The following is a 26,340-nucleotide window of genomic DNA, read 5'->3' on the forward strand; positions in this document are numbered from 1 at the left end:
ATAGGCATGCAGCACAAACATTTATTTATGCCATTGGCACTCGTTAGCGCAATGGCAGCAGTACAACAAGTATATGCAGCAGACGAGTTTATCGCGCGGGATGTGCGTGTTGATGGATTAGTTCGACTAACGCAAGCTAATGTACTCGCAATGTTACCGGTGAATGCTGGGGATCGCATTAATGATCCAGTGATTGCGAATGCGATCCGTGCGTTGTATGCCTCTAATTCGTTTGATGATATTCAAGCTTTCAAAGAAAACGATGTTTTGGTTTTCAAAGTCGTTGAACGTCCTATTATTTCTAAAATCAATTTCAAGGGTAATAAGCTCATTCCAAAAGAAGCCTTGGAAGAGGGCTTGAAGAAAATGGGTCTAGCTGAAGGTGAGGTGCTCACTAAATTTGCACTTCAGACGCTAGAAACCGAGCTTGAACAACAGTATTCACAACAAGGTCGCTACAATGCTGATATTCAGGTTGAAACTGTTGCAAAAGCTAATAACCGTGTAGATGTCAATATTAATTTCATTGAAGGTAAACCAGCTAAAGTTTTTGAAATTAATTTAATTGGTAATACTGTATTTAAAGACGATGAAATTAAGCAAGTCTTTGCTGTCAAGGAAAGCGGATGGTTATCTGTCATTTCCAGAAATGATCGCTACGCGCGTGAAAAAATGGCAGCAAGCCTTGAAGCATTAAGAGCTTTATACCTTAATAAAGGTTATATCAATTTTGAAATTACCAACTCTAATTTGAATATCAGTGAAGATAAAAAAAATATTTTCATTGAAGTTTCAATGAATGAGGGTGAGCAATTTAAATTTGGTGAAACCAAATTTTTAGGTGATGCTTTATATAAAGACGAAGATCTTCGTGCACTAAAGATTTATAAAGATGATGCAACTTACTCACAAGAGTTGGTGAATGCAGTAAAACAGTTATTACAGCGTAAGTATGGTAATGCTGGTTATTACTATGCGGAAATTAATGTTGTGCCTCAAATTGACAATGAAACAAAAAAAGTTAATTTGAATTATTACATCAATCCGGGTCAGCAAGTTACGGTTAGACGTATTAATTTTACAGGTAATACCAAGACTGCTGATGAGGTTTTACGTCGTGAAATGCGCCAGATGGAAGGTGCATTAGCGAGTAATGAAAAAATTGATCTTTCAAAAGTCCGTTTGATGCGTACTGGATTTTTCAGCAAAGTTGATGTTAAGCCTGTACGTGTTCCAGGAGCGCCTGATCAAATCGATTTGAATATCGCTGTTGAAGAACAACACTCAGGATCAAGTACTTTAGCTGTTGGTTATTCGCAAAATGGTGGTATCACATTCCAAGCAGGCTTAAGTCAAACTAACTTCTTAGGTACAGGTAACCGGGTAGCGATTGATCTTTCTCGTTCTGAGACACAAGATTATTATAACCTAAGTGTTACTGATCCATACTTTACAATTGATGGTGTCAGCCGTGGTTACAATCTCTATTATCGTAAGACGAAATTAGACGAAGATTATAACGTTAACAATTATGTTACAGATAGCTTCGGTGGTGGTCTGAGCTTTGGTTACCCAATTGATGAGAATCAGAGCTTAAGTGCTGGTATTAATATTGATCAAACTGAAGTAACGACTGGTCCATTTGTTTCTACTTATGTACGTGATTATTTACTTGCCAATGGTGGTAGGGAAACAAGTACTGGTAAGTATTGTCCAGTCGACTTAGAGCCAATTAAAGATGATAACGGTAATGTAATTGGTTATGAACCTTGCTCTGAACCTGAAGTTGAGTACGGTAATGAGTTTAAAGGTGATTTCTTTACTTATAGTTTAAATTTAGGTTGGTCTTATAACACATTAAATAATCCACGCTTCCCAACGTCGGGTATGTCTCATCGTGTTAATGCAGAGATTGCATTGCCGGGTAGTGATGTTGAATATCAGAAGGTAACATACGATACTCAAGCCTTTATTCCTTTAGGAAAGGATTTTGTATGGCGTGGTTATGGTAAGGTAGGTTTCGGTAATGATTTACCATTCTATAAAAACTATTACGCTGGTGGTTATGGGTCTGTTCGTGGTTACGATAATAGTACATTAGGTCCAAAATATCCGAGTATTACAGATGCTGCTCTAACTAGAGAAGATAGAAACCCTGAAGAGGTGGGGGGTAATGCATTAGTTCAATTTGGCACTGAATTAATCTTACCAGTTCCTTTTAAAGGCGACTGGGCGCGACAGGTCCGTCCTGTTATTTTTGCAGAAGGTGCTCAAGTGTTCGACACTCAATGTGACGTACCTACTGGAAATATTTATTTTGGCGCAACCAATCCGACGGCATTCGATGCTAGACAGTACTGTAAAGATAACTTTGGCTTCGATGCCGGAAATATGCGTTATAGTGTTGGTGTAGGCTTCACATGGATTACGATGATTGGTCCACTATCATTAAGCTATGCGTACCCACTGAATGATAAGCCTGGTGATGAAACTAAGTCTGTTCAATTTGAAATTGGTCGTACTTTCTAGTACGGCCTTTTGCCTTAAAAGGAATAATAATGAATATATTTAAAACAATGATATCAACGGCTTTACTCACATCTGTAGTTGGCTTTGCACATGCAGCAGGATATGGGGTAATCGATTTAGAAAAAGTAGTAGAAAATAGCACGTATTTAAAGCAGCAGAATACTCAGCTTGAGCAGACAATTAAACCGCAAACGGTGAAGTTGGAACAGTTAGGTAAAGAAATTGAAGCTTTGGCTAAATCAGCTCAAGCCAATCAATTTAATGCCCAGCAACTATCCTCTCAATATCAAACGAAGATGAGCGAATTTCAATCTTTGCAACAGACTGTTCAATCACGTGTTCAAAGCACCATTCAAAATACAAACAAAGTTTTTGACTCAAGAATTAAACAAGTTGCTGAACAATTGCGCAAAGAAAATAATCTTGATTTAGTTTTAAATAAAAATGCTGCCTTGGCATATGACCCAAAATACGATTTAACTGCTAAAATGATTCAAAAGGTTAATGCAATCAAATAGTCAATGAAATCAAATCAATTTCGTCTCGATCACTTGGCCAAACTTGTACAAGGCCAAGTTATTGGTGATGCAGATCTGTTGCTAGAGGGTCTTGCAAGTTTAACTCAAGCGAACTCAAACCAAATTTCTTTTGTAAATTCTGATAAGTATTTAGACGAAGCGATTTCATCTCAAGCAGGTGCGTTAATTGTCACTTCTGAGATGCAGGCTCAGCTTAATCAGCATAATAATTTTATTGTCGTACAAAATCCGTATCTTGCTTTCGCGATTTTAACTCATGTGTTTGAATCTAAAACTGTGCAACGTGGTATCGAGGCCACCGCAGTAATCGATCCGAGTGCTATGATAGGAGATAATGTATACATTGGTCATTACGTTGTAGTTGGCCCACATGCAGTGATTGGTTCAAATACAGTAATTCATTCGCAAACTAAAATTGATGAGTATGTTGAAATCGGTGAGGATTGTTTCATTGATTCGCATGTCACGATTACGGGTCGATCTAAAATTGCTAAACGTGTTCGTATCCATGCGAATACCGTAATTGGCGGAGAGGGTTTTGGCTTTGCTCCTTATCAAGGTAAGTGGAACCGAATTGCTCAACTCGGGTCTGTTCAAATTGGAAATGATGTCAGAATTGGTTCTAACTGTAGTATTGATCGTGGCGCTTTGGATGACACTATACTTCATGATGGTGTGATTATTGATAATCTTGTGCAAGTCGCACACAACGTTCAAATCGGTGAAAATACTGCGATTGCTGCAAAATGCGGTATCGCGGGCAGTACTGTGATTGGCAAAAACTGTATCCTTGCAGGTGCTTGTGGTATCTCAGGACATCTAAAAATTGTAGATAATGTAACGCTTACTGGAATGTCAATGGTCACAGGTAGCATTTTAGAAGCTGGTACATATTCTTCAGGAATGGGATTGCTCGAAAATTCTCGTTGGAAACGAACAGTTGTTCGTCTAAGACAATTAGCAGATGTGCCATTGACCAAATTAGTCAAACAAATAGATGATATGCAGGCTCAGTTAGAGTCAATCGAATCAACTTTAAAATTGCGTAAATAATATGACAGAGTCTACTTTATCTTTTTCAATTCCTGAATTGCCGATGAATATTCAAACTATTCGTGAATATTTGCCGCATCGTTATCCATTTCTATTGGTAGACCGTGTTACAGAAGTGACTGAGAATGGAATTGTCGGATTTAAAAATGTCTCCATAAATGAAGAGTTTATGCAAGGTCATTTTCCAGGTTATCCAATCATGCCGGGTGTCTTAATCGTTGAGGCGATGGCACAAATTTCTGGCGTTCTTGGCTTTATCATGAACAATGAAAAACCCAAACCTGGTTCACTTTTTCTTTTTGCTGGCGCTGAAAAAGTTCGGTTTAAAAAACAAGTCGTTCCTGGTGATCAACTCGTGTTAAAATCAGAGCTTGTAATGCAGAAACGTGGTATTTACAAGTATCTTTGTAGTGCGAGCGTTGATGGTGTAATTGCAGCGACAGCTGAAATTATTATTTCTCATCAGAAATTAGAGCAAGCATGAGTAACAGTGATTTAATCCACCCTACAGCAATTATTGATCCTACGGCAACGATTGCTTCTGATGTAAAAATTGGTCCTTATTCGATTATTGGTCCTCATGTGACGATTGATAGTGGGACAGTGTTACATTCTCATGTGGTGGTTGGTGGATATACTCGCATCGGTAAATCAAACGAAATTTTCCAGTTTGCCAGTGTGGGTGAGGTGTGTCAGGATCTTAAGTATGCTGGTGAAGAAACTTGGCTTGAGATTGGCGACAACAACAAAATTCGTGAGCATTGCAGTCTGCATCGCGGTACAGTGCAGGATCAAAGTATTACTAAAATTGGTAGTAATAACCTTTTAATGGTGAATACGCATATTGCGCATGACTGTGTGGTGGGTAATAACAACATTTTTGCAAACAATGTTGGTGTCGCAGGTCATGTGCATGTTGGTGACTTCGTTGTTGTCGGTGGCAACTCCGGTATTCATCAATTCTGTAAAATCGACTCATACAGCATGATTGGTGGAGCATCATTGATTTTGAAGGATGTTCCTGCTTATGTGATGGTGTCTGGTAATCCGGCGCATGCATTTGGAATGAATGTAGAAGGTATGCGTCGTAAGGGTTGGTCTAAAGATGTAATCAATGGTTTGAGAGAATCATTTAAGTTGATTTATAAAAGTGGTCTGACGACACAACAAGCCATTGAGCAGATTACTGCTGAAATTCTACCAAATGTTTCTGAAGCACAGCTCCTTATAGATTCTCTGAATGAATCTAAACGCGGTATTGTTCGTTAAGGGCTTTTGCTAACATAAAAAAAAGACATCTTATGATGTCTTTTTTATTTAACTTTTTTTGAAATATCCAGCTTCTTCTGAGTCAGGATATGTGCTTAATAATTTATTTTTGTAAATTTCAGCAGTTTGAACATTTTTATTTACATCTTTCGCGATGCTATACAGCTGATACAAAGATCGAGCTGCTTTTCCTGAATTTGGGAACTTCGAAGCGACAGTTTCATAGTGTTTTCTTGCTTCTTCATAATTGGGTGGTTCAATTGCTAAATTGAACTCAGCTAACCAAAAATAGGCATTACCTGTATACACACTATTTGGATTGTTACGTACAAAGTTTTGCATAGGTGCAATAGCTTTTTTTGCGCCACCTTGTTTGTATGCATCTAAGGCAACTGTATAAGCTGCTTTATCAAGTTCTTGTTGGTTGGTTTGATTCAAGTTCGTTGCATTTTGTGATGCTGTGGTATTTGAGTTAGTGCTAGTGTTTGGTGCAGTTGGCTCATTGGGAGCGGGTGGTGCGGCATTAGAATCTTCGGCATTGGACTCTTCAACAGGATCAATTTTTTGTTGGAGGAGTTCTAATCTTTGATCTAGATCTGTATAGCGATTTTTTAATTCGTTGGTCAGTTGATTAATTTGATGTTCTTGTTCTTCTAATTTGCCTTGAAGTGCACGAATTTGATTTTCTAAGCGTTGATTTTGTTGGATAAGTTGCCAACTGGTGTTGGTAGGAGCGGTAGCGGTGTTATTCACTGCGACTGCTGTTTGGTTCAAACTTGAATTTTGGCTTAATCCTTTTGATTCGATAGGAATATTGGCAAAAACTGATGTTGAGCTCATCAATGCTAGTGCAAGAAAAGTACGCTTATTGAGCATGTTCATTATTCCATTTGTATCCATACTCAAATTTGAACTTTGAGTATTTTCAATTCTTAATAATCAGATCATTAAAAACGTCATAGCATTTAAAATCAATATAAATTTACAATGAAACTGTATAAATGAAGAAATTTAAGTTGAAGTTATTTAGATGAAAAATATCAAGTTTGTTGTTAATAGATTAGTAAATATTCACTTGAACTTTTTTAGTGCCTTTAAAGCCCATTATGGTATTGCAAGATCGTTAAAAATCTCTATACTCTGTTCTTGCAATGGTAGCCCTGCTGGTGGCTTCGCAATTGTACTCTGAGAACCCCGCCAGGACCGGAAGGTAGCAACGGTATCAGAACTATGATGTGCCGGAGTTTTGCTAGTAGGGTTGCCACCATTATAATAATTTTATTTCTTATTCTTCATTCTCTTTTCTTTTTATAGCTTTCATAATCGCATCCATTTCAAAGCCTCTATATTGTAAAAAGCGAATTTGTTTTGCTTTTAATTTTGCGTCCTGAGCAACTTCATAGCCATATTTTTTGACCTTCAATAAGTATGCTTGTTCATACCAATCTATTTCTTCCATTTCTGGTTCAGCCAACGCTTTATCAACGTGTTTGCTTTTAAGCGCTAGCTTTATTCGATTTGGACCTTTTCCTTTACGTAATTGGCTGCGTACCGTCATTTCTGCAACGCGAGCATCACTTTGATAATTTTCTCGCGCTAGCTCATCAACTAAGCTCAAAACCTCTTCCTTATTTTGTGCATACAAAGCAAGTTTATCGATTAAGTCTTTTTTTGAGTATTCTTTGCGAGTTAAGACTGCAAATGCATACGATCTCAAACGAGTCCCTGTTAAGCCTTTATTCTGTGCTAGAACTGATGAATGAGTATCATCTAAATCACATTCATCTGGTGCTTGATCGGTTAGGTGTTGACTAGTCGAGTGTTGATCATTGATGAGATGTTGAGGTTCATCTTCATTCATTATTGATTTTAATTGCTCATAATGAATGAACTTGGGAAACTTCTCTGACATTTTAAATCCATGCACTTAAACAAAAGCGCCCAGAATTTGGGCGCTTCGATTTCAAATTTTTGAAAAATTATACTTCAAATAAATCTGCTTCTTCGTCATTTTCTTCAGTTGGGGCTGGTGTCGCTGTGGTTAACAACTGTTCACGAATCATGCGATCAAGATCTTGTGCAAGTTGAGGATTTTCCTCAAGGTGACGAATCACGTTGTTCTTACCTTGTCCAATCTTGTTGCCTTGGTATGAATACCAAGCACCAGCTTTTTGAACAAGTTCTTGTTGTACAGCGAGATCGACCAATTCAGCAAGCTGATTTGTACCTTTACCGTACATGATTTGGAATAATGCTTCACGGAAAGGAGGTGCCATTTTGTTCTTCACCACTTTAACGCGTGTTTCAGAACCAACTATTTCATCACCTTCTTTTACTTGACCAATACGGCGAATGTCTAAGCGTACAGAAGCATAGAATTTGAGCGCATTACCACCAGTAGTGGTTTCTGGACTTCCAAACATGACACCAATTTTCATACGAATTTGGTTAATGAAGATCACCATGCAGTTGGAGCGCTTTGCATTACCTGTAATTTTACGCAATGCTTGGCTCATCAAGCGCGCTTGTAGACCCATATGAGAGTCGCCCATTTCACCCTCAATTTCGGCTTTAGGGGTTAAGGCTGCTACAGAATCGACAACAATTAAGTCGATAGCGCCAGATCGGACCAGCATATCTGCAATTTCTAGTGCTTGTTCACCGTGATCAGGTTGTGACACCAATAAGTTATCGATATCTACACCAAGTTTGCGAGCATATTGAGGATCTAAAGCATGCTCAGCATCAATAAATGCACAAGTACCACCAGCTTTTTGACATTGCGCAATCGCTTGAAGTGTCATGGTGGTTTTACCTGATGATTCTGGACCATAAATTTCAATAATACGGCCTTTAGGTAAACCACCAATACCTAGTGCGATATCCAATGTAAGAGAGCCTGTAGATACAGCTTCTACAGCTTGAACAGTATTGTCACCAAGGCGCATTACCGTATTTTTACCAAATTGTTTTTCAATTTGGCTTAAAGCAGCACTCAGTGCTTTGCTTTTATTATCATCCATCTCATAACCTCAAAACGATGTAAATCACTGATAACTTAAGTGGATGTCTTTAATTAAGTCTAATGTCCACGGCATTTATAGTGACAGAAAAAATCGGACTGTTCTATAATTTTAAACTTCAAAACGACAGTATTTGTCGCTTTAACTTATTCATCATCGTATGACCAAACTTCGTCATATTGCTGACCATTTTGTTGACGGAATCTTGTAATATCACGTCGATCTTTTTTGCTTGGTCGATGATCTGGTCGTGCAAGATTATGCAATTTTCTTTGTGCAGAAAGCAACTCACGACGCGCGATACTGACTTCAGTTTCTTCATAGAGTAATTGTGCAGTAGGTGCCCCGCCTCGTACAGATGATAATGCTTTCACAATGACGGTTTTCTTTTCAAATCCCTGCTGAATCGTTAACTCCATTCCTACACGTACTTCTCTGGAAACTTTAACACGATCATTGTTGTGATGAACTTTACCACCTTCTATTGCTGCTTTGGCAATTGAGCGGGTTTTAAAAAAGCGTGCTGCCCAAAGCCACTTATCAATTCGCATTGAATCTGTGATTTTAGTTTCATGCTGTTTTGACATTCATTTCTTTCTCATGGTTAATTTGGTCTAAATAGGGGATTAATGATCTTAGATCATTGATTGCAGGATACTGAAGTTTAGACCTTTCGCGCTCAGGTTGAGCGCTAGATGGTTGGGTAATTGTGATTAGATGCTCAATACCAAAAGATTTAGCACCTTCGAGTACAACCGCAGTATCATCAACGAGAACGCAGTGACGAGGTTCAAATGGGTGCATTTGCTGTAATTGATCCCAAAATTCAAAACGCTCTTTAGCAAAACCGATCGTTTCGCTGCTGATCATCACTTCAAAATAAGAGGTGAGGTCAACTTGATTCATTTTCAATGCCAAACCTCTTTCATCAGCATTGGTGACTAACCACATTCGGTATCCAGCTTGCTTAAGGCTTGATAATAACGCAATGCATCCCTGTCTCGGCTTGATGAATTCTTTGTGATCGTGTTGAAGCTGAAAAGTATTAACGCCGACTTTGGCTGTCCAAAAGCGCGTAGAATACCAATCGAGCGTGTGCTTATGATCTTGATAAAATTTAAATAGAATTTGATTGCTCTGCTCTAAACTGATTTGATGAGTTTTGGCATGTCGCTCAGGGAGTTTGTGATTCCAAATTAAATCGTCAAAAGCAAGATCGAGTAGGGTTCCATCCATGTCGAACATGATGATGGGTTTATTCATTCATCTTTCCTCAGGTATTGTTGCAATTTAGCACAAATAAAAACAACAAAATGGGTGTTATTTAAATATCGATTTACACCATCATTTGATGCAAAAGGTTGGACTCGCATCAGCATTTTAAAATTGAACTTCAAGAATGGGTGTGCGTGGTGACTTCTATATTTCATTCCATTCGTATTATATCGAATTAGATGTGTGAGGTCACAAATTTAGATCTTGATAATGAATACAAAAATAGTATAGAAGTCGCTATGAAAGCATCATATTTTTTGAAAATGGTGCATAGGAGTTTGAAGTATGACAAAACATGATAATAGTTCGAAACCACACAAAGAATCTAATGAGGATAAAGGGAATCAGGACTCTTTTAAAAATAAAGAGCCTGTAAAAAAACCGAATGAACAGCCTGAAAGTCCAGTCAAAGAGCAAAAATAAAAAACAAGCCTTCTTTAAGAAGGCTTGTTTTTTTATGTTGATACTGACTCTAAGGCGCGCTCTGATTTTTGGAACTATTGCGGGTGTTATTTAAGATGTATTGAGGGTTGTTGGCAATCATGCTTCGGATTTTGTTTTAAAAGTGTTAGAGTTCTTATGATTGAAATGGGTTATGTGTTTCAAAGTGGTTATATTTTATAGGTTTGCTACTATAAATATAAATCCAACAATGCAAATTAAATCACGCTGCATTTTAGGCTGAGGTTCTTAATATGATCGTCGTGCTTAGAGTGTGTAGCGCCAGAAAAAATAGGTTTTATCCATGTTTATCACAACGCATGCTCCCCAAGATCAACAAATGTTAAATTTGGTTCCGATTTTGGCTGTTGCAAGCCAAATATTATTAGAAGAATATCAAAACTATTGTGCTGGACGTGATTTTAAAATCAACGAAAAAGATGACCATTCTCCTGTAACTCAAGCAGATTTAAAGGTCAATCAATATCTGCTCAGAGAGCTTGCAAAACTTACACCTGATATTCCGATCATTTCTGAAGAAAGTGATTATTCAGAGCGACATGAATGGCCTCAATGTTGGATGCTAGACCCTTTGGATGGTACGAAGGAGTTTATTCATGAACGTGATGAATTTACAATTAATCTGAGTCTTATTCAGAACCATCAAACTGTATTTTCAGTCATAGTCGTGCCGACTGAGAAAGTTATGTATATGGGCTATTTGACGGATCTTCCTTATAAATATTCATTTATGAACAATATTTGGGAAAAATATTGCAAATTTAAAGCCTCACCAGTCGATGCCATCCAAATTGGGCTGAGTCATAGTAGTAAAAATCCTAAGTATCAACACTATATTGATTATATTGAAAGAGAAATACCGGTTATACGTCGTGAAGCTGGAAGTGCTTATAAATTTTGTATGATGCTTGAGGGTGAAATAGATATTTACCCAAGATTTCATCCAACCTCCGAGTGGGACACTAGTGCTGGACAAGGCTTGCTAGAGAGCATAGGAGGTGGTTTGTTGACCTTGGATTCTGTGCCATTTACCTATAATCAGCGTGATACTGTTTTGAATAATGGTTTTATCGCCTATCGTGATCCTGAAATGAGGCAATTGGCTTTAGATGCGTTGTCAAATGTACTTTAGGGGAGTGGAACTATAATTTCATCGTGTTATAGTCAAATTAATTTCATTTATTAGAATTATTATGTCGCTGAAGTTGCTTCCTCCAAGTATGCTCAGAGCGGTTGATTTACTGCCCGATGTTGCTGTGCCTGTTACACTATTTACTCGCCACTCAATTCGTGAAATGGTGGTGGGCCAAGGACTCGCTGGATATGATTTGCAATTAACAGATCAAGGTAAGGATTTGGCACAGGCTTGGGGGGCTTATCTTATTGATCAAACAGATCGTGTGATTGAACACTGTATTTCTAGTCCAATTCAACGTTGTATTGATACTGCAGCACTGATGATTCAAGGTGCTGATCAAATCAATCCTAAGTCAAATACCCATCATATTAAAATTGTTGAGCAGGGGCTTTTGGTCGAGCCTGGTAGCTTCGTTTTAGATATCGAGCAAGCTGCGCCATATTTTAAGCAACAAGGTGCTTTGGGATTTATTAATAGCTTTGTAAACAATACTTTACCTGGGATGAAGCAGCCAATTACAGGTGTGATTGATGTTTTACATTTGCTTTATCAAACTCACCCTCAACAGAATCATGGATTAAGTTTGGCGGTTAGCCATGACACTATTCTGGCTGGTATTCTGGCTGTGATTTCAGGTAAAACACAGATTATTCAGCAGGATTGGCCAGAAATGATGGAAGGTTTGTTTGTTTGGTTTGAAGGTGAAGCATTCATAGATGCAAAATTGAAATGGATATGGCGTGGTGAATGTAATGAGCTGTCTATTCGTGAATTTATAGAGCAAGAAAGATAGTAATTTTAATATTATTTAAGTATTGTTGATAAATTTAAAATATAAAAAAAGCCCTTAAAGGGCTTTTTTTAACGCAACTTAGTTAGAAGCTAGAGCTTTAACTTGTGCATTTAAACGGCTCTTATGACGAGCAGCTTTGTTCTTATGGATGATACCTTTGTCAGCCATACGGTCGATTACAGGTACTGCAGTTTTGTAAGCTTCAGAAGCTGCTGCATAGTCACCTGCAGCGATCGCTGCTACTGTGCGTTTAAGGTAAGTACGAACCATAGAACGTAAGCTTGCGTTGTGTTTACGTGCTTTAACGTTTTGACGAGCACGTTTTTTTGCTTGAGCAGAGTTTGCCACTCGTGCACTCCTTGAAATTGATTGGTCTGGGCGGGCTGAAATTTCAACTAAATACAAACATTAGAAGAATTTACACCAGCCCGTAAACAAGTGCCATATTGTGATTAAATGATGCGGCAAAGTCAAGTCTTGACATGCTTTGACAACATTTTTGATGCAGATAAAATGCGGTTAGCACGTTAGATTAGATAAATATTGGAAGGAATGGCGAAAAAATGATTAAAAATATTAAAAGTGCAATAGTTATAGGGGCAACTGGTTTAGTTGGTCGATCTTTGGTAAATCATTTGAATCAATTGGTAGATTGCGAAAGAATTGTCGTAGTTGTTCGTAAGCATGATGAACAATTTGAACAGTTCACCAAAGTTGATCAGTTGGTCATTGATGACTTTTTAATGTTAAATGATGAGGACGCTTCTGAATTCTCACATGCGTTTAGTTGCCTAGGAAGTACAATTAAAAAAGCAGGCTCTAAAGAAAATTTTTACAATATCGATTTTGAGATAAATGCTCATTTTGCTGATTTGCTCGTGAATACCGATACTTTTTTTGCAATTGTAAGTGCGGAAGGTGCGAATGAAAGATCTCCATTCTTCTATAATCAAGTGAAGGGAAAGTTAGAAAATTATCTAAAATCATTATCACTCTATCAATTGGCGATCATTCGACCTTCACTCTTAATTGGTGAAAGAGCTGAAACAAGGACACTCGAAGATATTTCTCAGAGTATTTTCAAACGAGTATCGCAATTTCTGCCAAATACATTCAAATATAAGCCAGTGACAGCAGAGCAAGTCGCTAATACTATGGTCGTGAGCGCAAGAACTCAAAATGAAAAAATTAAGATTTATGATAATTTAGAGATTCAAAAACATAACTGAGGGTATAAAAAGTGACAACGCCAACATTTGTGACGTGTGATTTACTGGATGACCATCCTGATTTAGATATTCAAGTATTGTATCCATCTATTGATGGAAAATTCTTCAAAAGTTACGGCGGTGTAAAAAGCTTTGGGGGTGAAGCTGTCACTGTTAAATGTTTTGAGGACAATTCACGAGTAAAAGAGTTACTCGCTACAGATGGGCAAGGCAAAGTTTTAGTTGTAGATGGTGGTTCTTCCATGCGTTGTGCATTGATGGGAGATATGATTGCTGAGTCTGCCGTTAAATATGGATGGGGTGGTGTCATTATTAATGGTTGTGTTAGAGATGTTGATGCTATTGCGAGTTTAAATCTAGGCGTGCACGCACTTGCGGCTATACCTCAAAAAAGTAATCGCAAAGGGGTGGGCGAAACCAATATCACGATTCAAATTGGAAATATCACAATCCAACCAGGTGATTATATCTATGCAGACAATAATGGAATTATTGTGTCCAAGACAAAATTAGTCGATTAATTTAAATAAAACAAAAACGAGGTAATCAGTATGGTGATTCATCAATTAAAAGTGGCTCAGGCGCTAGCTTCAGCTGTTGCAGAAGGTGGACGTGGGACTTCAGGTACACCGTTTCCTAAACAGCCAGAAAAAGCATTAAAGCTTTACGAATTTGAAGGATCACCATTCTGTCGTCGTGTAAGAGAGGTGTTGACTTTACTTAATCTTGACTACGAAGTGTATCCTTGTCCGAAAGGTGGAAGGGTCTATCGAGATCAAGTAAAAACACTTGGTGGTAAGATTCAATTTCCTTTTTTAATTGATGAAAATACTGGGGCTAAACTTTACGAGTCTCAGGATATTATTCACTATCTTTTTAAGCATTATGGTGAGACAGGTCAAACACCGAAGCAATTCTCACACTACCCCAAATTGCCTGTAGTTGCTCTAGCTGGAACACTGATTAATGGTGCTCGTGGGATTTTTATAAATAAAGCGATTAAGCAGAGACCACAACCCGAGCATTTAATTGAGCTGTGGGGGTTTGAAGCGAGTCCATACACCAGAATCGTGCGCGCTGAACTCACAGAACTTGAATTACCATTTAAGTTTCATAATGTTGCTAAAGAACGTTGGCAGGATCAAGGACCAGCGATTTTACGATTGAAGCCTGGGAAATATATTCCTTTGGCTGGCGGTAAACGCGAGCAGGTTGTAAAGGTAATGAATCGCAAGGGGAAGGATATACAAGTCCCGTATTTAGTTGATCCTAATACAGGCGTAAAATTGTTCGAATCGAAGAAGATTGTAGAATATTTAAGAAAAAATTACGGTTAATTTTAGTTTGAGTGCTTTTTGGTCATGAATATAGGTGTATTCGTGACCAAATGCTAAGATAAAACATTATTTTGAGTTTTCAGCTTTTCTTACCGAACTATGTTTAAAAAAATTTCTGATTTGTTTCAAAAAAAACCATCGGCTGAGCAAGTTTATTTACAGACCCATCAAATTCGTCATGATCCTGAATTAGGATATATTATCGATGACGTTGTTTTGAATGAACTAAATGAAAGATTGTCATATTTTTCGAACCGAAAGGTTACTCGTTTTGATGATTTGGAAAATTTATTTTATCGGGGAATGTTGATCAAAGAGAAAATAGATCTCGAGTTGAATACAGGTCGTTTTACTACGAGATTAGGTAATAATCAACAGAATCTAGAACAGTTAAAAAAATTCGTGATATTGCTCAATGATTATTATCGTGAATTCAAACGTGAGCGCTAATGTTTGCGACTGAATGTTTGTGATATCTAAAAATAACTCATTCTCGATTTTGAACATGATAAAATAGTGCAATGTCCTACCAGACTTTTAAAGCGATCTTCATGTTCCAAAAAGAAATTTCTCAACTTAATCTATCACAAATAAAATCTGGCGAAAAAAGATGGTTAGGGGCGCTTAAAGGCTCTGCCATCGCTTTGCTTTTAAAAGAAATAAGTCAAAACTCTGATCGACTCTTTGTTCTGGTAGCTAGAAATAATCAACATTTAGCTCAACTTGAGAGTGAACTTGAATTTTATGGTGTGAAGCCCACCATCTTTCCAGATTGGGAGATCTTACCTTACGATCGGTTGTCTCCGCATCAAGATATTGTCTCAGAAAGATTATCAGTGCTCTCTAATATGCCAGCAAAAGGGATACTACTCATTTCAAGCACAACTTTGGCACAACGTGTTGCGCCGACGTCTTGGGTGTTAGGTGAGCATTTTGATATTAGCGTTGGGCAAAAAATTGATTTAGAAAAGCAGAAACAACGCCTGATTCAGGCTGGTTATCATTTGGTCGATACTGTATATGATCATGGAGAATTTGCTGTTCGGGGAAGTTTAGTTGATATTTTTGCTTCAGGGCAAGATGCTCCAATTCGAATAGATTTGTTTGATGATGAAATTGATTCTTTGAAATTTTTTGATCCAGAAACTCAAAGGACCACGACGAAACTTGAACATTTTAAGGTTTTACCAGCTAAAGAGTTTCCTTTAAAAGAAGGTAGAGCTCAATTTCGAGACCGTTATGCTGAAGAGTTTCCAACGGCGAACCCGAAAAAAAATCCGATTTATCAGGATGTAATGGAGGGTATATCTTCACCCGGATTGGACTATTACTTTCCGCTGTTCTTTTCAAAAAAAGAAATGCTAGAACAAAGTAGTATTACATCATACTTACCAAATCATTCCATTGTCATTACAGATCGAAATATTGAAAGTGAATTAACTCAATTTTGGAAAGATATTTATCAGCGTTATGAAGACCGACGTCATAATGTTGATCAACCTTTATTAGCTCCAGAACAAATCTTCTTTCAACAAAATCAAATTTTTGAACAACTCAATCAGTTTCCTCGTATTATCGCATCTGACGAAGTTTTTGAACCTAAAGCGGGTGTAATTAATACCTCTGCTGAACAGCCACCTCGTTTAGCGGTAGAGCCTAAACATCAACAGCCATTTCATGCTGTAAAATCATTTATTGATGCTGCGCAACACCCTGTCTTACTCGTTGCTGAAAGTGCGGGACGTCGTGAATCGTTAAAGGACTCCTTGCGAGCAAGTATGGGTGAAATTCCTGTTGTAGAGCATTATCAGGAGTTTATTAATCAACAATATTCAGTAGCAGTAACGCATGCACCACTTGAACGTGGCTTGGAGATTAAAGGACAAATATCTGTCATTTCAGAAAATCAACTCTATGAGCATCGTGTTGTACAACGCCGTAGAAAACGCCAGCATGAAGTTTCTGAAGAGTTCTTAGTTAAAAGTTTAACTGAATTAAGTATAGGTGCTCCTGTAGTTCATATTGATCACGGTGTAGGTCGCTATGCGGGATTAGTGACTTTATGTATTGATGAGCAAGACCACGAATTTTTGCAACTTAATTATGCTGATGATGCCAAAGTCTATGTTCCTGTCACCAATTTGCATCTGATTAGTCGATACAGTGGAGGTGATCCTGATTTAGCACCACTGCATAAACTTGGTACTGATGCTTGGAATAAAGCTAAGCGCAAAGCACTAGAGCAAATACATGATGTTGCAGCCGAACTTCTTCATATTCAAGCAAGACGCCACTCAAAACCAGGTATTCAATTTGAATTAGATCACACTGCTTATATGCAGTTTGTTAGTGGTTTTGCTTATGAAGAAACGCTTGATCAAGCGAATGCTATCGAAGCGACTTTATACGACATGCAACAAGCTAAACCAATGGATCGTTTAGTCTGTGGTGATGTTGGATTTGGTAAGACAGAAGTGGCGATGAGAGCTGCTTTTGTTGCTGTACAGAACAATAAGCAAGTTGCTGTTTTAGTTCCAACAACTTTACTTGCGCAACAGCATTATGAATCTTTCAAAGATCGATTTGCTGATTGGCCTATCCGTATTGAAGTGTTATCTCGATTTGGCTCAAATAAAACACACTTAAAAACGATCGAAGATTTGGCAGAGGGTAAAGTTGATATCGTCATTGGAACGCATAAAATTTTGCAGGAAAATGTCCAGTTTAAACAACTTGGATTGATGATTGTTGATGAAGAACATCGCTTTGGTGTGCGAGATAAAGAACGTATTAAAGCGATGCGTGCCGATGTAGATATGCTGACGCTAACCGCTACGCCAATCCCGCGTACCTTAAATATGGCGTTTTCAGGTATGCGTGACCTCTCAATTATTGCTACACCACCTGCACGCCGTCTCGCTGTTAAGACCTTTGTCAATGAGCAGACCGATGCCACGATGAAAGAGGCGATCTTGCGTGAACTATTACGTGGTGGTCAGGTTTATATTTTGCATAATGAAGTGGATACCATTGAACGAGCGGCTGAAAATATTCGGTTGTTAGTTCCTGAAGCTCGGGTTGCAGTTGCGCATGGTCAAATGCGTGAGCGTGAGTTAGAACAGGTCATGCAGCAGTTTTATCATAAAGAATATAATGTATTGGTGTGTTCGACCATTATTGAAACGGGAATTGATGTACCAAATGCCAATACAATTATCATCGAGCGAGCAGACAAGCTAGGTTTGGCACAACTTCATCAACTGCGTGGTCGTGTGGGGCGCTCTCATCATCAAGCCTATGCGTATCTGATGGTTCCGTCTATTAAAGGCTTAAAAGGTGATGCTGAAAAACGACTTGATGCCATTCAGCGTGCTTCTACTTTAGGCGCTGGTTTTGTATTGGCAACAGAGGATTTAGAAATACGTGGAGCAGGCGAGCTTTTAGGTGAGCAACAAAGTGGTTCAATGCATGCAATTGGATATAGTCTATATATGGAAATGCTTGAGAAAGCGACTAAAGCTATCCAAAATGGTAAGACTCCTAACTTTGATGCCCCTTTGTCACTCACGGCTGAAATTAGTTTACATATGCCTGCATTAATTCCAGATGAATATTTAGGTGATGTGCATCAGCGTTTATTGTTCTATAAGCGAATTAGTAATACGGATACACAAGAAAAACTCGATCATATCCGTATGGAGCTTATCGATCGTTTTGGTGTGCTACCTCAACAAGTGAAATATCTTTTTACTGTTCATCAGGTGCGTATAAAAGCAGAAAAATTAGGTATTACCAAAATTGATTGGAGTAAGCAGGGTGGCCAAATTGAATTTTCACCTGATACTCCTGTTCAAGCGATGAGTATTATCCAAATGATGCAAAAACATCCGACATTTTTTAGAATGGACGGTGGTCAACGTCTGAAAGTGATGGTTATGCTTGAGGAAAATGATAAAAGAATTCAGTTTATTAATGATCTTTTAGATGAGTTGATGAGAGGGCTCAACTGATCTAAGTTGGGCTTGAATCTAGACTTGTTCATTGCTCAAAATGCACTGGCTGACAGTCAACCTTATAGGTTGATTTTTTAGCGATGCATTGCAATGAATGAGTGAGATTCAAATCAATGAAATACATATTTTTTTGTATCGAAACACATGACTAATAATACTCAGTCTAAAACTGTTGTGTTAGTATTAGCTATCCATTTAATTTTTGCGTCATTTATAAATATATGTTTAGTTTGCATCCACAACTTGCTCAAGATACTTTTTTTGTTGGCGACTTTCCACTTTCAACTTGTCGTTTAATGAATGACATGCAATTTCCATGGTTGATTTTGGTACCGCGTGTTCCTGGTGTAACTGAATTATATGAATTAAGCCAAGCAGACCAAGAACAATTTTTAAGAGAATCTAGCTGGTTATCTAGTCAATTATCTCGAGTTTTCCGTGCGGATAAAATGAACGTTGCAGCACTAGGAAATATGGTTCCTCAACTTCATTTTCATCATGTAGTTCGTTATCAGAATGATTCTGCATGGCCTAAGCCTGTTTGGGGTGCTTCACCTGCAGTTCCTTACAGTAATGATGTTTTAGCGCATATGCGTCAAACGCTCATGCTCGCGCTACGTGGTCAAGGTGACATGCCTTTCGATTGGCGTATGGAGTAAATACGTCAATTTCAAGGAAGAATAAAAATAATGTGAATTGAGGTAATAGCAATTGCCATTTGAACGAATGCTGGATAAAGAGCCACAGCAGTTTGAAGTACTCCTCAGGATGATGGGGTATGTGATGATCGCGATTCTTGTTGTGATCTATTATTTCACTTCACAAAACCAAAATTATCAGATTTTATACCCTCTATTTATTTTTTTGCTGATTCTATTGGCACCCCGAATTTCACACAGTATCCAATATCGTTATGGTAGTAAAACCAGACGTTTTGCGTTCTTTATTATTGATGTTGTTGTTGTAGCTACCGCCTTAGCAGCAGTGCATTTAAGTTTGTTGCCAACATTTGTTTTCCTGTTTGGATTGGTGTTTACCGCCGTTAATAATAAAATTTCGATGATGGTGAGTTCGATTGCAATTTTAGTTGCGATCATTGTTTTTTATATTTGTACAATTTTTATTTTTGGTTTTGAAGATTATTTCCAGCAAACTTCAATCGAATTGTCCGTAGTCTCGTGTATATGTGCGATTCTTTTTGTGAATTTTGCTAATTATTATCAGAATCGACGTGTAAAAAAATTAGATGTTCAACGTCAAACTTATTTTAAAGAAATGAATCGATATATTGAGTTATCGAATCAGTTAAGCCGCTATGCACCAATTCAATTGTGGCAATCAATCATGCGTGGTGAAACTGAAGCGAAACTTGAATATAAACGAAAAAAAATTACGATTTTTTTCTCTGACATTCAGGGATTTACTGAGCTTTCAGAGACTCTTATTCCAGATGACTTAGCTTTTGTTTTGAATGATTATCTGAGCCATATGACTGAAATTGCCAAGCAATATGGTGGAACAATTGACAAGTTTATGGGAGACGCGATTCTCATTTTCTTTGGAGATCCAGATTCGCAAGGGGTTGAGCAGGATGCCAAAAATTGCATCGATATGGCGATGGCAATGCGTCAACAAATGAAATTTTTGCGTGAACGCTGGGTGAAAATGGGATACTCAGCACTGCATATACGTATGGGCATTAGTACAGGTTATTGTCACGTTGGTAACTATGGCGCAGTTCATCGAATGGCATATACCATTGTTGGGCGGGATGCAAATTTAGCTGCAAGACTTCAAAATGCTGCAGAAATTGATGAAATTTTAATCTCGGATGAGACTTATAAGTTAGTTAAAAACTATTATCTTTGTGCACCTCAGGAACCTATAGAGCTGAAAGGGATTCATGGTTCAATTAAAAGTTGGCAGGTCATGGAAAAATATAGCACCAAGCAAACCCATCAACATTGGTTTGATTACGAGTACAAAGGGTTTCAACTGGTGCTGAATATGGAAGAAGTACAAAATTACGAATATGCTGAATTAATCGCAGTTTTAGAAAAAATGATTGAACGTATTAAACTTCAGCAAGATTTAACCAACTCTTCTGGTATTGTGAAGTTAAAACTATCTGATGAAGTAAAATATCTAAATTAGGATTTTATATCTACATAAATAAAAAGGTCACTTAAGTGACCTTTTTTATATGGTTTTACAAATGATTAATGATTTTCAGAAGCATGGTTAATCGTGTACTTCGGAATTTCAACTTCTAAATCATCATTTTCAATTTTTACTTGACAAGAAAGACGTGAATCAGGCTCTAAACCCCAAGCACGATCGAGTAAATCTGCTTCTACATCATTCATTTCTTCAAGACCGTCAAAACCTTTACGAACAATGACATGGCAGGTCGTACAAGCTGCAGACATATCACAAGCATGTTCAATTTTGATACCATTTTTTAGAAGGCTTTCGCAAAGATTGGCATTTTGCTCAACTTCAAACTCAGCACCTTCAGGGCAAATTTGCGCATGTGGAAGAACTTTAATACGTGGCATAAATTTTTACCTATGTTTAGTTTGAGTTTGACCAATCGTCAAGCTTAGTGCCTTTGAGAGCATGATCAATATGTTGATTCATTCGTTTTGCAGCAAATGCATCACTATGAACTTTTAACGCAGCAACAGCAGCTTCAATTGCTTCAATATCAGAAGTTTCAAGTTGTTGAGCCAAATGAGTTTGTGCAGAAATTAAATCCTGAGCTTCCTGTTCAGTCAAGAGTTTAATATCAGCTTTAAGCGCTTGAGAAAGAGCTTCAAGTTCTCGTTGAGCTTCAACTTTAGTTTCATGTAAATGACGAAGGGCTTTATCTTCTGCTGCAAATTTAAAACCATCAACCAGTAGGCGCTCCATATCAGTATCAGATAAACCGTATGATGGTTTAATATCAATCTGAGCTGAGACGTTAGATGTTGTTTCACGAGCAGATACCGATAAGAGACCGTCAGCATCGACTTGATAAGTCACTTCAATGCGTGCTTGACCAGCAGTCATCGGTGGAATGCCGCGTAAAACAAAACGTCCGAGACTACGGCAATGTTCTACTAAATCGCGCTCACCTTGGACAACATGGATTAACATCGCAGTTTGACCATCTTGATACGTGGTGAACTCTTGACGACGAGCGACAGGAATTGCAGTATTACGTGAAATTATTCGCTCTACTAATCCACCCATGGTTTCAATACCAAGTGATAATGGTGTTACATCAAGTAGTAAAGAACCATCGGTGCTATTACCAATTAATTGGTTGGCAGTAATTGCAGCACCAATTGCAACGACTTCATCTGGATTAATGGTACACAGGGGTTCTTGACTAAATACTTCTGCTACAGCTTTTTGTACCGCATAAGAGCGAGTAGAGCCACCAACTAAAACGACATTTTTAATATCGTCTAATTCCAATTTAGCATCACGTAATACTCGTTTGCACACTGAAATCGTTTTATCTAGAGCAACTTTAATGATGCTTTCAAACGTTGCACGATCCAATGTTAATTCGTTTTCTAAAAGCTGAAGATTAACTTGATCTTGGTCCGATAAAGCTTCTTTCGCTTTACGTGCTGCAACAAGGAAGTGTGCATACTCGTTATCATCTAAGGTCTCGATATTGAGCGATTTTTTAGCCCACTTGACGATAAGACGATCTAAATCATCACCTCCAAGTGCAGTGTGTCCACCTGTAGCGAGTACCTCAAATACACCCTGTGATAAACGTAGGATGGATACGTCGAAAGTACCACCACCTAAGTCATAAATCACATAGTTTTGATCTGTACTTAAATTTGTTGCTTGATCTAAACCATACGCTACAGCTGCTGCTGTAGGTTCGTTTAATAATCTCAGTACGTTTAAACCAGCGAGCTGTGCAGCGTCTCGTGTTGCTTGGCGTTGTGCCTCATCAAAATAGGCAGGTACTGTAATGACAGCACCATTTATGGGATTTTTTAAACTTGCTTCAGCACGATCTTTTAGATTTTTTAGAATTTCAGCAGAAATTTCGACAGGTGTTTTACGACCTTGCGCTGTTTCAAAAGCAGGCATCTGATTGTCTTCACCCACCAATTGATATGGGTGTTGAAATTTAATATCAGCTTTTGAGCGTCCCATAAAACGTTTTACAGAGACAATAGTATTCTGTGGGTCACGAGTTATAAACGGTTTTGCGTCATTGCCGAGCACAGTAGAGTTTTCAGCATAATGTACGATAGAAGGAAGTAACACTTGACCTTGTTCATCGTTTAGAACTTTAGGTTTGCCAGAAAGCACAGTTGCTACAAGAGAGTGGGTCGTACCTAAATCAATACCAATAGCAATGCGATGTTCATGTGGCGCACTTGATTGTCCAGGTTCAGCAATTTGCAAGAGTGCCATGTGTTAAATCCCTTGAAAATAAAACAAAAAAATAAAATTAGAATTCGTCATCTAAGTCAAAATCTTCATCATCGAGAATACGATCTTCAGCTTGATGTATATCATTCATCACTTTTTGGAAGAAACGTAATTTTCGAACAGTATCGCGAGACTCAGCCCAATCTTCAGCTTCAAAGTCTATTTTGAATTCGCGAACTAAACCATCAATCCATTGTTGCACTTCAGTTTTTAAAGATGAAAGTTGTTCAGAACTTTGAGCTTCATCTAACTGTTCACGAATTTCTAATGCAGATTGTAAAAATTCGAAATCATTGATGGATTGATCTAAATGATAGTCTTGTTTTTTGAGTGTAAGTAAATATCCAGCACGGCTGTCAACTTGAGATAAAACTTTATAAGCTTGATTGATTTCGCTAGATTTGATCAAGGCTTGGTCTTTATTTTCAGCTTTATCTGGATGATATTGTTGCTGCAATTTTAGAAAGTTAGCTTTCAAAGTTGCTAAATCAATATCGAGTGCTACAGGGAGATTAAACAACTCAAAATGATTCATGGATTGGAAATTCCAAAATAGTGAAAAATAAAAGTGGGCGCTGAATAGAATTAAAACAGTGCAGGGCACTGTTTTAATCAGGTAAAAAGAGAATGATTATCTTAAACAGTGAAAGATTCACCACAACCACATTCACCTTTTTTGTTTGGGTTGTTGAATTCAAAACCTTCGTTTAGACCATTTTTAACATAGTCCATTTCCATACCTTCTAGATAAACAAGGCTCTTCGGATCAACGAAAACTTTAACCCCAAACTGTTCAAAGACTTGATCATGTTCGTCAACTTCATCAACGAATTCGAGAACATAAGCCAATCCAGAACAACCTGAAGTTTTCACACCAACGCGAATACCTTCACCCTTACCGCGATTCAATAAATAATTGCTGATATGAGTTGCAGCATTTTCAGTTAAATTGATCATGAAAACTCCATTCAATCATCAAGCGCTAAATTAAGCTTTCGCTTTTTTGCTACGGTAGTCTTCTACAGCAGCTTTAATTGCATCTTCTGCAAGTACAGAGCAGTGTACTTTTACAGGAGGAAGCGCAAGTTCATTTGCAATATCAATATTCTTGATTTGCTGTGCTTGGTCTAAAGTTTTACCTTTTAGCCATTCAGTTACAAGTGAACTTGAAGCAATTGCAGAACCACATCCGTAAGTTTTGAAGCGAGCTTCTTCAATTACACCATTCTCATCCACTTGGATTTGAAGACGCATAACGTCACCACAAGCTGGTGCACCGACCATACCTGTACCTACGTTTTCTGCGTTTTTATCTAAAACACCAACATTACGAGGATTTTCGTAATGATCAATCACTTTTTCGCTATAAGCCATGATGCGTCTCCAAACCTCAGGGTCGGCTGATAATATTTAATATGGGTGCATCTTATTAAATTTCAATATTTAAGCTTAATAAGATGCATGTGTTTGGTTTAAATTAGTGTTCTGTCCATTCAACTTTCGACAGATCAATCCCTTCTTTGTACATATCCCAAAGTGGAGAAAGGTCACGTAATTTTTCTACAGCAGCTTTTGTCACTTCTAGTACGTGATCAATGTCTTCTTCAGTCGTATATTTACCAAAACTGAAGCGAATTGAACTGTGTGCTAACTCATCAGATAAGCCTAATGCACGAAGAACATAAGAAGGTTCTAATGTTGCAGAAGTACAAGCTGAACCAGATGAAACAGCAGCATCTTTAAGTGACATCATTAAAGATTCACCCTCAACGAAGTTAAAACTTACGTTTAAGTAGTTTGCTACGTTTTGAGTCGGATGACCATTTAAGAAAACTTGTTCAAGATCTTGTAGACCATTCCAAAGTTTGTCACGTAGAGTGCGTAAGCGAGTTTGTTCAGCAACTAGGTTTTTACCTGCAAGTTCAAATGCTTCACCCATACCAACGATTTGGTGTGTTGCAAGCGTACCAGAACGCATACCGCGCTCATGACCACCACCATGCATTTGAGCTTTAAGACGCACACGTGGACTACGACGTACGTAAAGTGCACCGATACCTTTAGGGCCATAAATTTTGTGAGCAGAGAAACTCATTAAATCAATTTTCATGGTTGATAAATCGATTTCAACTTTACCAGCAGCTTGAGCGGCATCTACGTGGAAATATGTCTTATTCGCACGAGTTAATTCACCAATAGCGGCAACATCAGTCACAGTACCAATTTCATTATTGACCATCATTAATGAAACAAGAATTGTATCTGGACGTAAAGCAGCTTGAACCATTTCAGGAGTAATTAGACCTGTTTGAGCTTCTGGTTCAAGATAGGTAATTTCAAAGCCTTCTTGTTCTAATTCACGGCAAGTATCTAAAATTGCTTTATGTTCAATTTTACTCGTAATGATGTGTTTGCCTTTTGAAGCGTAGAACTGTGCAACACCTTTCAGTGCAAGGTTGTCAGATTCTGTAGCGCCAGATGTCCAAACGATTTCGCGTGGATCTGCTTTTACAAGATTTGCAACTTGCTCACGAGCGTATTCAACTTTTTCTTCAGCTTGCCAACCATATGCGTGCGAACGTGATGCAGGGTTACCAAAAGTCCCATCGAATGTAAGGCATTCCATCATGCGCTCAGCAACTTGTGGGTCGACTGGAGTCGTTGCAGCATAATCAAGATAAATTGGACGTTTCATGTCAAATACCTGTAACCGATAAAAGGGCTGAATCTAATGGAGCTGTATTCTGGCGGATCGCAACAGTTTGAACGTTATCGCGAGCAACTAAATCAGCAAGAGAGATTTTAGCTAAGTAATCGGCAATGTGGAGGGAGAGTTCTTGCCATAAATCGTGAGTTAGACACATTGCGCCATTTTGGCAGTTACCTTTGTGGTCACAACGTGTTGCATCAACAGTTTCGTTTACAGCTTCAATAATTTCTAAGACCGTAATATCAGAAGCATTACGCGCTAAATGGTATCCACCATTAGCACCACGTACACTCGAAACCAAGCCATGACGCTTTAATTTAGCAAATAGTTGTTCTAAATAAGCCACAGAAATAGTTTGGCGAGTAGCAATTTCTGCCAAAGTAATGGTTTGTTCAGTCGGCTGCAAAGCTAGATCAAGTAATGCAGTCACTGCGTAGCGACCGCGAGTGGTTAAGCGCATGATTCGATACACGTGTAAAAGGCTAGATGATGAAATTTTATGAATTCCGACTAATTTA

The 26,340-nt window shown here is 38.1% G+C and carries 28 protein-coding genes and 1 other RNA gene; 16 read left to right on the top strand and 13 right to left on the bottom strand.

Annotated elements, in window-relative coordinates:
* Positions 1–6: 6 nt before the first annotated feature.
* From bamA to lpxA, 5 genes are read left to right on the top strand one after another with little or no spacing between them, the layout of a single operon-like run.
* Positions 7–2,529 (top strand): outer membrane protein assembly factor BamA, encoded by a 2,523-nt coding sequence (gene bamA, locus AC1M9D_RS00475; protein ID WP_481611274.1) that lies wholly within the window; start codon positions 7–9, stop codon positions 2,527–2,529.
* A gap of 29 nt (positions 2,530–2,558) precedes the next feature.
* Entirely contained in the window at positions 2,559–3,047 is a 489-nt protein-coding gene (locus AC1M9D_RS00480; RefSeq protein WP_481611275.1) for an OmpH/Skp family outer membrane protein, read from the top strand.
* 3 nt (positions 3,048–3,050) lie between these two features.
* Positions 3,051–4,121 carry a UDP-3-O-(3-hydroxymyristoyl)glucosamine N-acyltransferase gene (gene lpxD / locus AC1M9D_RS00485; protein ID WP_092766345.1) on the top strand — a complete coding sequence of 357 codons (1,071 nt, stop codon included), beginning with the start codon at positions 3,051–3,053 and terminating at the stop codon, positions 4,119–4,121.
* A 1-nt stretch (position 4,122) separates the two neighbouring features.
* A complete protein-coding gene (gene fabZ, locus AC1M9D_RS00490) occupies positions 4,123–4,605 on the top strand; it encodes a 3-hydroxyacyl-ACP dehydratase FabZ (RefSeq protein WP_035263658.1) in 483 nt (160 codons plus the stop codon).
* Positions 4,602–5,390 carry an acyl-ACP--UDP-N-acetylglucosamine O-acyltransferase gene (gene lpxA, locus AC1M9D_RS00495; protein WP_035263657.1) on the top strand — a complete coding sequence of 263 codons (789 nt, stop codon included), beginning with the start codon at positions 4,602–4,604 and terminating at the stop codon, positions 5,388–5,390. The genes fabZ and lpxA overlap by 4 nt, the downstream gene beginning before the upstream one ends.
* A gap of 48 nt (positions 5,391–5,438) precedes the next feature.
* Here lpxA and AC1M9D_RS00500 read toward each other — a convergent pair whose 3' ends face one another.
* On the bottom strand, positions 5,439–6,266 hold the full coding sequence (locus AC1M9D_RS00500; RefSeq protein WP_481592670.1) for a YbgF trimerization domain-containing protein: 828 nt from the start codon (positions 6,264–6,266) through the stop codon (positions 5,439–5,441).
* Positions 6,267–6,551: 285 nt separating this feature from the next.
* Here AC1M9D_RS00500 and ffs point away from each other — a divergent pair.
* Positions 6,552–6,648, top strand: an RNA gene (gene ffs, locus AC1M9D_RS00505) — signal recognition particle sRNA small type.
* Between the two features lie 27 nt (positions 6,649–6,675).
* On the opposite strand, the gene AC1M9D_RS00510 is transcribed toward ffs, so the two are convergent.
* The 4 genes from AC1M9D_RS00510 to AC1M9D_RS00525 form a co-directional block, all read right to left on the bottom strand.
* On the bottom strand, positions 6,676–7,302 hold the full coding sequence (locus AC1M9D_RS00510) for a regulatory protein RecX (RefSeq protein WP_481592755.1): 627 nt from the start codon (positions 7,300–7,302) through the stop codon (positions 6,676–6,678).
* Between the two features lie 67 nt (positions 7,303–7,369).
* The gene (gene recA / locus AC1M9D_RS00515; protein WP_035263652.1) at positions 7,370–8,413 is read right to left on the bottom strand and encodes a recombinase RecA; all 1,044 of its coding nucleotides are present in this window, start codon (positions 8,411–8,413) and stop codon (positions 7,370–7,372) included.
* 146 nt (positions 8,414–8,559) lie between these two features.
* Positions 8,560–9,000, bottom strand: a complete 441-nt coding sequence (locus AC1M9D_RS00520; protein WP_035263651.1) for an RNA-binding S4 domain-containing protein — start codon at positions 8,998–9,000, stop codon at positions 8,560–8,562.
* The gene (locus AC1M9D_RS00525; RefSeq protein WP_180027810.1) at positions 8,984–9,676 is read right to left on the bottom strand and encodes an HAD-IA family hydrolase; all 693 of its coding nucleotides are present in this window, start codon (positions 9,674–9,676) and stop codon (positions 8,984–8,986) included. The genes AC1M9D_RS00520 and AC1M9D_RS00525 overlap by 17 nt, the downstream gene beginning before the upstream one ends.
* 297 nt (positions 9,677–9,973) lie before the next feature.
* Between AC1M9D_RS00525 and AC1M9D_RS00530 the strand changes: the two genes are divergently transcribed.
* From AC1M9D_RS00530 to AC1M9D_RS00540, 3 genes are all read left to right on the top strand, one after another.
* The gene (locus AC1M9D_RS00530; RefSeq protein WP_171076720.1) at positions 9,974–10,111 is read left to right on the top strand and encodes a hypothetical protein; all 138 of its coding nucleotides are present in this window, start codon (positions 9,974–9,976) and stop codon (positions 10,109–10,111) included.
* Positions 10,112–10,433: 322 nt separating this feature from the next.
* Positions 10,434–11,282: a 3'(2'),5'-bisphosphate nucleotidase CysQ family protein gene (locus AC1M9D_RS00535; RefSeq protein WP_180027811.1), complete on the top strand. Its 849-nt coding sequence runs from the start codon at positions 10,434–10,436 to the stop codon at positions 11,280–11,282.
* Positions 11,283–11,343: 61 nt separating this feature from the next.
* On the top strand, positions 11,344–12,081 hold the full coding sequence (locus tag AC1M9D_RS00540; protein WP_481610540.1) for a histidine phosphatase family protein: 738 nt from the start codon (positions 11,344–11,346) through the stop codon (positions 12,079–12,081).
* A 78-nt stretch (positions 12,082–12,159) separates the two neighbouring features.
* On the opposite strand, the gene rpsT is transcribed toward AC1M9D_RS00540, so the two are convergent.
* Positions 12,160–12,429, bottom strand: coding sequence for a 30S ribosomal protein S20 (gene rpsT / locus AC1M9D_RS00545; protein ID WP_035263646.1), 270 nt, complete (start codon positions 12,427–12,429; stop codon positions 12,160–12,162).
* Between the two features lie 215 nt (positions 12,430–12,644).
* Between rpsT and AC1M9D_RS00550 the strand changes: the two genes are divergently transcribed.
* The 7 genes from AC1M9D_RS00550 (at position 12,645) to AC1M9D_RS00580 (ending at position 20,814) form a co-directional block, all read left to right on the top strand.
* On the top strand, positions 12,645–13,310 hold the full coding sequence (locus tag AC1M9D_RS00550) for a Rossmann-fold NAD(P)-binding domain-containing protein (protein ID WP_481594610.1): 666 nt from the start codon (positions 12,645–12,647) through the stop codon (positions 13,308–13,310).
* A gap of 11 nt (positions 13,311–13,321) precedes the next feature.
* Positions 13,322–13,831: a ribonuclease E activity regulator RraA gene (gene rraA / locus AC1M9D_RS00555; protein ID WP_180027814.1), complete on the top strand. Its 510-nt coding sequence runs from the start codon at positions 13,322–13,324 to the stop codon at positions 13,829–13,831.
* Between the two features lie 30 nt (positions 13,832–13,861).
* Positions 13,862–14,647: a glutathione S-transferase N-terminal domain-containing protein gene (locus AC1M9D_RS00560; protein WP_180027815.1), complete on the top strand. Its 786-nt coding sequence runs from the start codon at positions 13,862–13,864 to the stop codon at positions 14,645–14,647.
* A 99-nt stretch (positions 14,648–14,746) separates the two neighbouring features.
* On the top strand, positions 14,747–15,097 hold the full coding sequence (locus AC1M9D_RS00565; RefSeq protein ID WP_180027816.1) for a hypothetical protein: 351 nt from the start codon (positions 14,747–14,749) through the stop codon (positions 15,095–15,097).
* A 101-nt stretch (positions 15,098–15,198) separates the two neighbouring features.
* Entirely contained in the window at positions 15,199–18,657 is a 3,459-nt protein-coding gene (gene mfd / locus AC1M9D_RS00570; RefSeq protein ID WP_481611304.1) for a transcription-repair coupling factor, read from the top strand.
* A gap of 224 nt (positions 18,658–18,881) precedes the next feature.
* Complete coding sequence (locus AC1M9D_RS00575; RefSeq protein WP_035263634.1) at positions 18,882–19,319, top strand: HIT domain-containing protein; 438 nt, start codon at positions 18,882–18,884, stop codon at positions 19,317–19,319.
* Between the two features lie 52 nt (positions 19,320–19,371).
* Entirely contained in the window at positions 19,372–20,814 is a 1,443-nt protein-coding gene (locus tag AC1M9D_RS00580) for an adenylate/guanylate cyclase domain-containing protein (RefSeq protein WP_035263632.1), read from the top strand.
* A 65-nt stretch (positions 20,815–20,879) separates the two neighbouring features.
* Here AC1M9D_RS00580 and fdx read toward each other — a convergent pair whose 3' ends face one another.
* From fdx to AC1M9D_RS00615, 7 genes are all read right to left on the bottom strand, one after another.
* Positions 20,880–21,218: an ISC system 2Fe-2S type ferredoxin gene (fdx, locus tag AC1M9D_RS00585; RefSeq protein ID WP_035263630.1), complete on the bottom strand. Its 339-nt coding sequence runs from the start codon at positions 21,216–21,218 to the stop codon at positions 20,880–20,882.
* Between the two features lie 16 nt (positions 21,219–21,234).
* Entirely contained in the window at positions 21,235–23,094 is a 1,860-nt protein-coding gene (gene hscA, locus AC1M9D_RS00590) for a Fe-S protein assembly chaperone HscA (RefSeq protein ID WP_481611276.1), read from the bottom strand.
* Between the two features lie 37 nt (positions 23,095–23,131).
* Positions 23,132–23,647 (bottom strand): Fe-S protein assembly co-chaperone HscB, encoded by a 516-nt coding sequence (hscB, locus tag AC1M9D_RS00595; protein WP_180027819.1) that lies wholly within the window; start codon positions 23,645–23,647, stop codon positions 23,132–23,134.
* Between the two features lie 101 nt (positions 23,648–23,748).
* Positions 23,749–24,069, bottom strand: a complete 321-nt coding sequence (gene iscA, locus AC1M9D_RS00600) for an iron-sulfur cluster assembly protein IscA (RefSeq protein ID WP_035263624.1) — start codon at positions 24,067–24,069, stop codon at positions 23,749–23,751.
* Positions 24,070–24,099: 30 nt separating this feature from the next.
* Positions 24,100–24,486 carry a Fe-S cluster assembly scaffold IscU gene (gene iscU, locus AC1M9D_RS00605; protein WP_035263622.1) on the bottom strand — a complete coding sequence of 129 codons (387 nt, stop codon included), beginning with the start codon at positions 24,484–24,486 and terminating at the stop codon, positions 24,100–24,102.
* Positions 24,487–24,589: 103 nt separating this feature from the next.
* Complete coding sequence (locus AC1M9D_RS00610) at positions 24,590–25,807, bottom strand: IscS subfamily cysteine desulfurase (RefSeq protein WP_035263620.1); 1,218 nt, start codon at positions 25,805–25,807, stop codon at positions 24,590–24,592.
* Between the two features lies 1 nt (position 25,808).
* The gene (locus AC1M9D_RS00615; RefSeq protein ID WP_035263618.1) at positions 25,809–26,282 is read right to left on the bottom strand and encodes an Rrf2 family transcriptional regulator; all 474 of its coding nucleotides are present in this window, start codon (positions 26,280–26,282) and stop codon (positions 25,809–25,811) included.
* Positions 26,283–26,340: the final 58 nt, after the last annotated feature.

The organism is Acinetobacter sp. ANC_7682 (assembly GCF_056779795.1).

What these genes read in the sequence shown, in the direction of transcription:
- bamA (WP_481611274.1), top strand. Translation starts at nt 7, where the DNA reads ATGCAGCACAAACATTTATTTATGCCATTGGCACTCGTTAGCGCAATG.
- AC1M9D_RS00480 (WP_481611275.1), top strand. Translation starts at nt 2,559, where the DNA reads ATGAATATATTTAAAACAATGATATCAACGGCTTTACTCACATCTGTA.
- lpxD (WP_092766345.1), top strand. Translation starts at nt 3,051, where the DNA reads ATGAAATCAAATCAATTTCGTCTCGATCACTTGGCCAAACTTGTACAA.
- fabZ (WP_035263658.1), top strand. Translation starts at nt 4,123, where the DNA reads ATGACAGAGTCTACTTTATCTTTTTCAATTCCTGAATTGCCGATGAAT.
- lpxA (WP_035263657.1), top strand. Translation starts at nt 4,602, where the DNA reads ATGAGTAACAGTGATTTAATCCACCCTACAGCAATTATTGATCCTACG.
- AC1M9D_RS00500 (WP_481592670.1), bottom strand. Translation starts at nt 6,266, where the DNA reads ATGCTCAATAAGCGTACTTTTCTTGCACTAGCATTGATGAGCTCAACA.
- AC1M9D_RS00510 (WP_481592755.1), bottom strand. Translation starts at nt 7,302, where the DNA reads ATGTCAGAGAAGTTTCCCAAGTTCATTCATTATGAGCAATTAAAATCA.
- recA (WP_035263652.1), bottom strand. Translation starts at nt 8,413, where the DNA reads ATGGATGATAATAAAAGCAAAGCACTGAGTGCTGCTTTAAGCCAAATT.
- AC1M9D_RS00520 (WP_035263651.1), bottom strand. Translation starts at nt 9,000, where the DNA reads ATGTCAAAACAGCATGAAACTAAAATCACAGATTCAATGCGAATTGAT.
- AC1M9D_RS00525 (WP_180027810.1), bottom strand. Translation starts at nt 9,676, where the DNA reads ATGAATAAACCCATCATCATGTTCGACATGGATGGAACCCTACTCGAT.
- AC1M9D_RS00530 (WP_171076720.1), top strand. Translation starts at nt 9,974, where the DNA reads ATGACAAAACATGATAATAGTTCGAAACCACACAAAGAATCTAATGAG.
- AC1M9D_RS00535 (WP_180027811.1), top strand. Translation starts at nt 10,434, where the DNA reads ATGTTTATCACAACGCATGCTCCCCAAGATCAACAAATGTTAAATTTG.
- AC1M9D_RS00540 (WP_481610540.1), top strand. Translation starts at nt 11,344, where the DNA reads ATGTCGCTGAAGTTGCTTCCTCCAAGTATGCTCAGAGCGGTTGATTTA.
- AC1M9D_RS00550 (WP_481594610.1), top strand. Translation starts at nt 12,645, where the DNA reads ATGATTAAAAATATTAAAAGTGCAATAGTTATAGGGGCAACTGGTTTA.
- AC1M9D_RS00560 (WP_180027815.1), top strand. Translation starts at nt 13,862, where the DNA reads ATGGTGATTCATCAATTAAAAGTGGCTCAGGCGCTAGCTTCAGCTGTT.
- AC1M9D_RS00565 (WP_180027816.1), top strand. Translation starts at nt 14,747, where the DNA reads ATGTTTAAAAAAATTTCTGATTTGTTTCAAAAAAAACCATCGGCTGAG.
- mfd (WP_481611304.1), top strand. Translation starts at nt 15,199, where the DNA reads ATGTTCCAAAAAGAAATTTCTCAACTTAATCTATCACAAATAAAATCT.
- AC1M9D_RS00575 (WP_035263634.1), top strand. Translation starts at nt 18,882, where the DNA reads ATGTTTAGTTTGCATCCACAACTTGCTCAAGATACTTTTTTTGTTGGC.
- fdx (WP_035263630.1), bottom strand. Translation starts at nt 21,218, where the DNA reads ATGCCACGTATTAAAGTTCTTCCACATGCGCAAATTTGCCCTGAAGGT.
- hscA (WP_481611276.1), bottom strand. Translation starts at nt 23,094, where the DNA reads ATGGCACTCTTGCAAATTGCTGAACCTGGACAATCAAGTGCGCCACAT.
- hscB (WP_180027819.1), bottom strand. Translation starts at nt 23,647, where the DNA reads ATGAATCATTTTGAGTTGTTTAATCTCCCTGTAGCACTCGATATTGAT.
- iscA (WP_035263624.1), bottom strand. Translation starts at nt 24,069, where the DNA reads ATGATCAATTTAACTGAAAATGCTGCAACTCATATCAGCAATTATTTA.
- iscU (WP_035263622.1), bottom strand. Translation starts at nt 24,486, where the DNA reads ATGGCTTATAGCGAAAAAGTGATTGATCATTACGAAAATCCTCGTAAT.
- AC1M9D_RS00610 (WP_035263620.1), bottom strand. Translation starts at nt 25,807, where the DNA reads ATGAAACGTCCAATTTATCTTGATTATGCTGCAACGACTCCAGTCGAC.
- AC1M9D_RS00615 (WP_035263618.1), bottom strand. Translation starts at nt 26,282, where the DNA reads ATGCGCTTAACCACTCGCGGTCGCTACGCAGTGACTGCATTACTTGAT.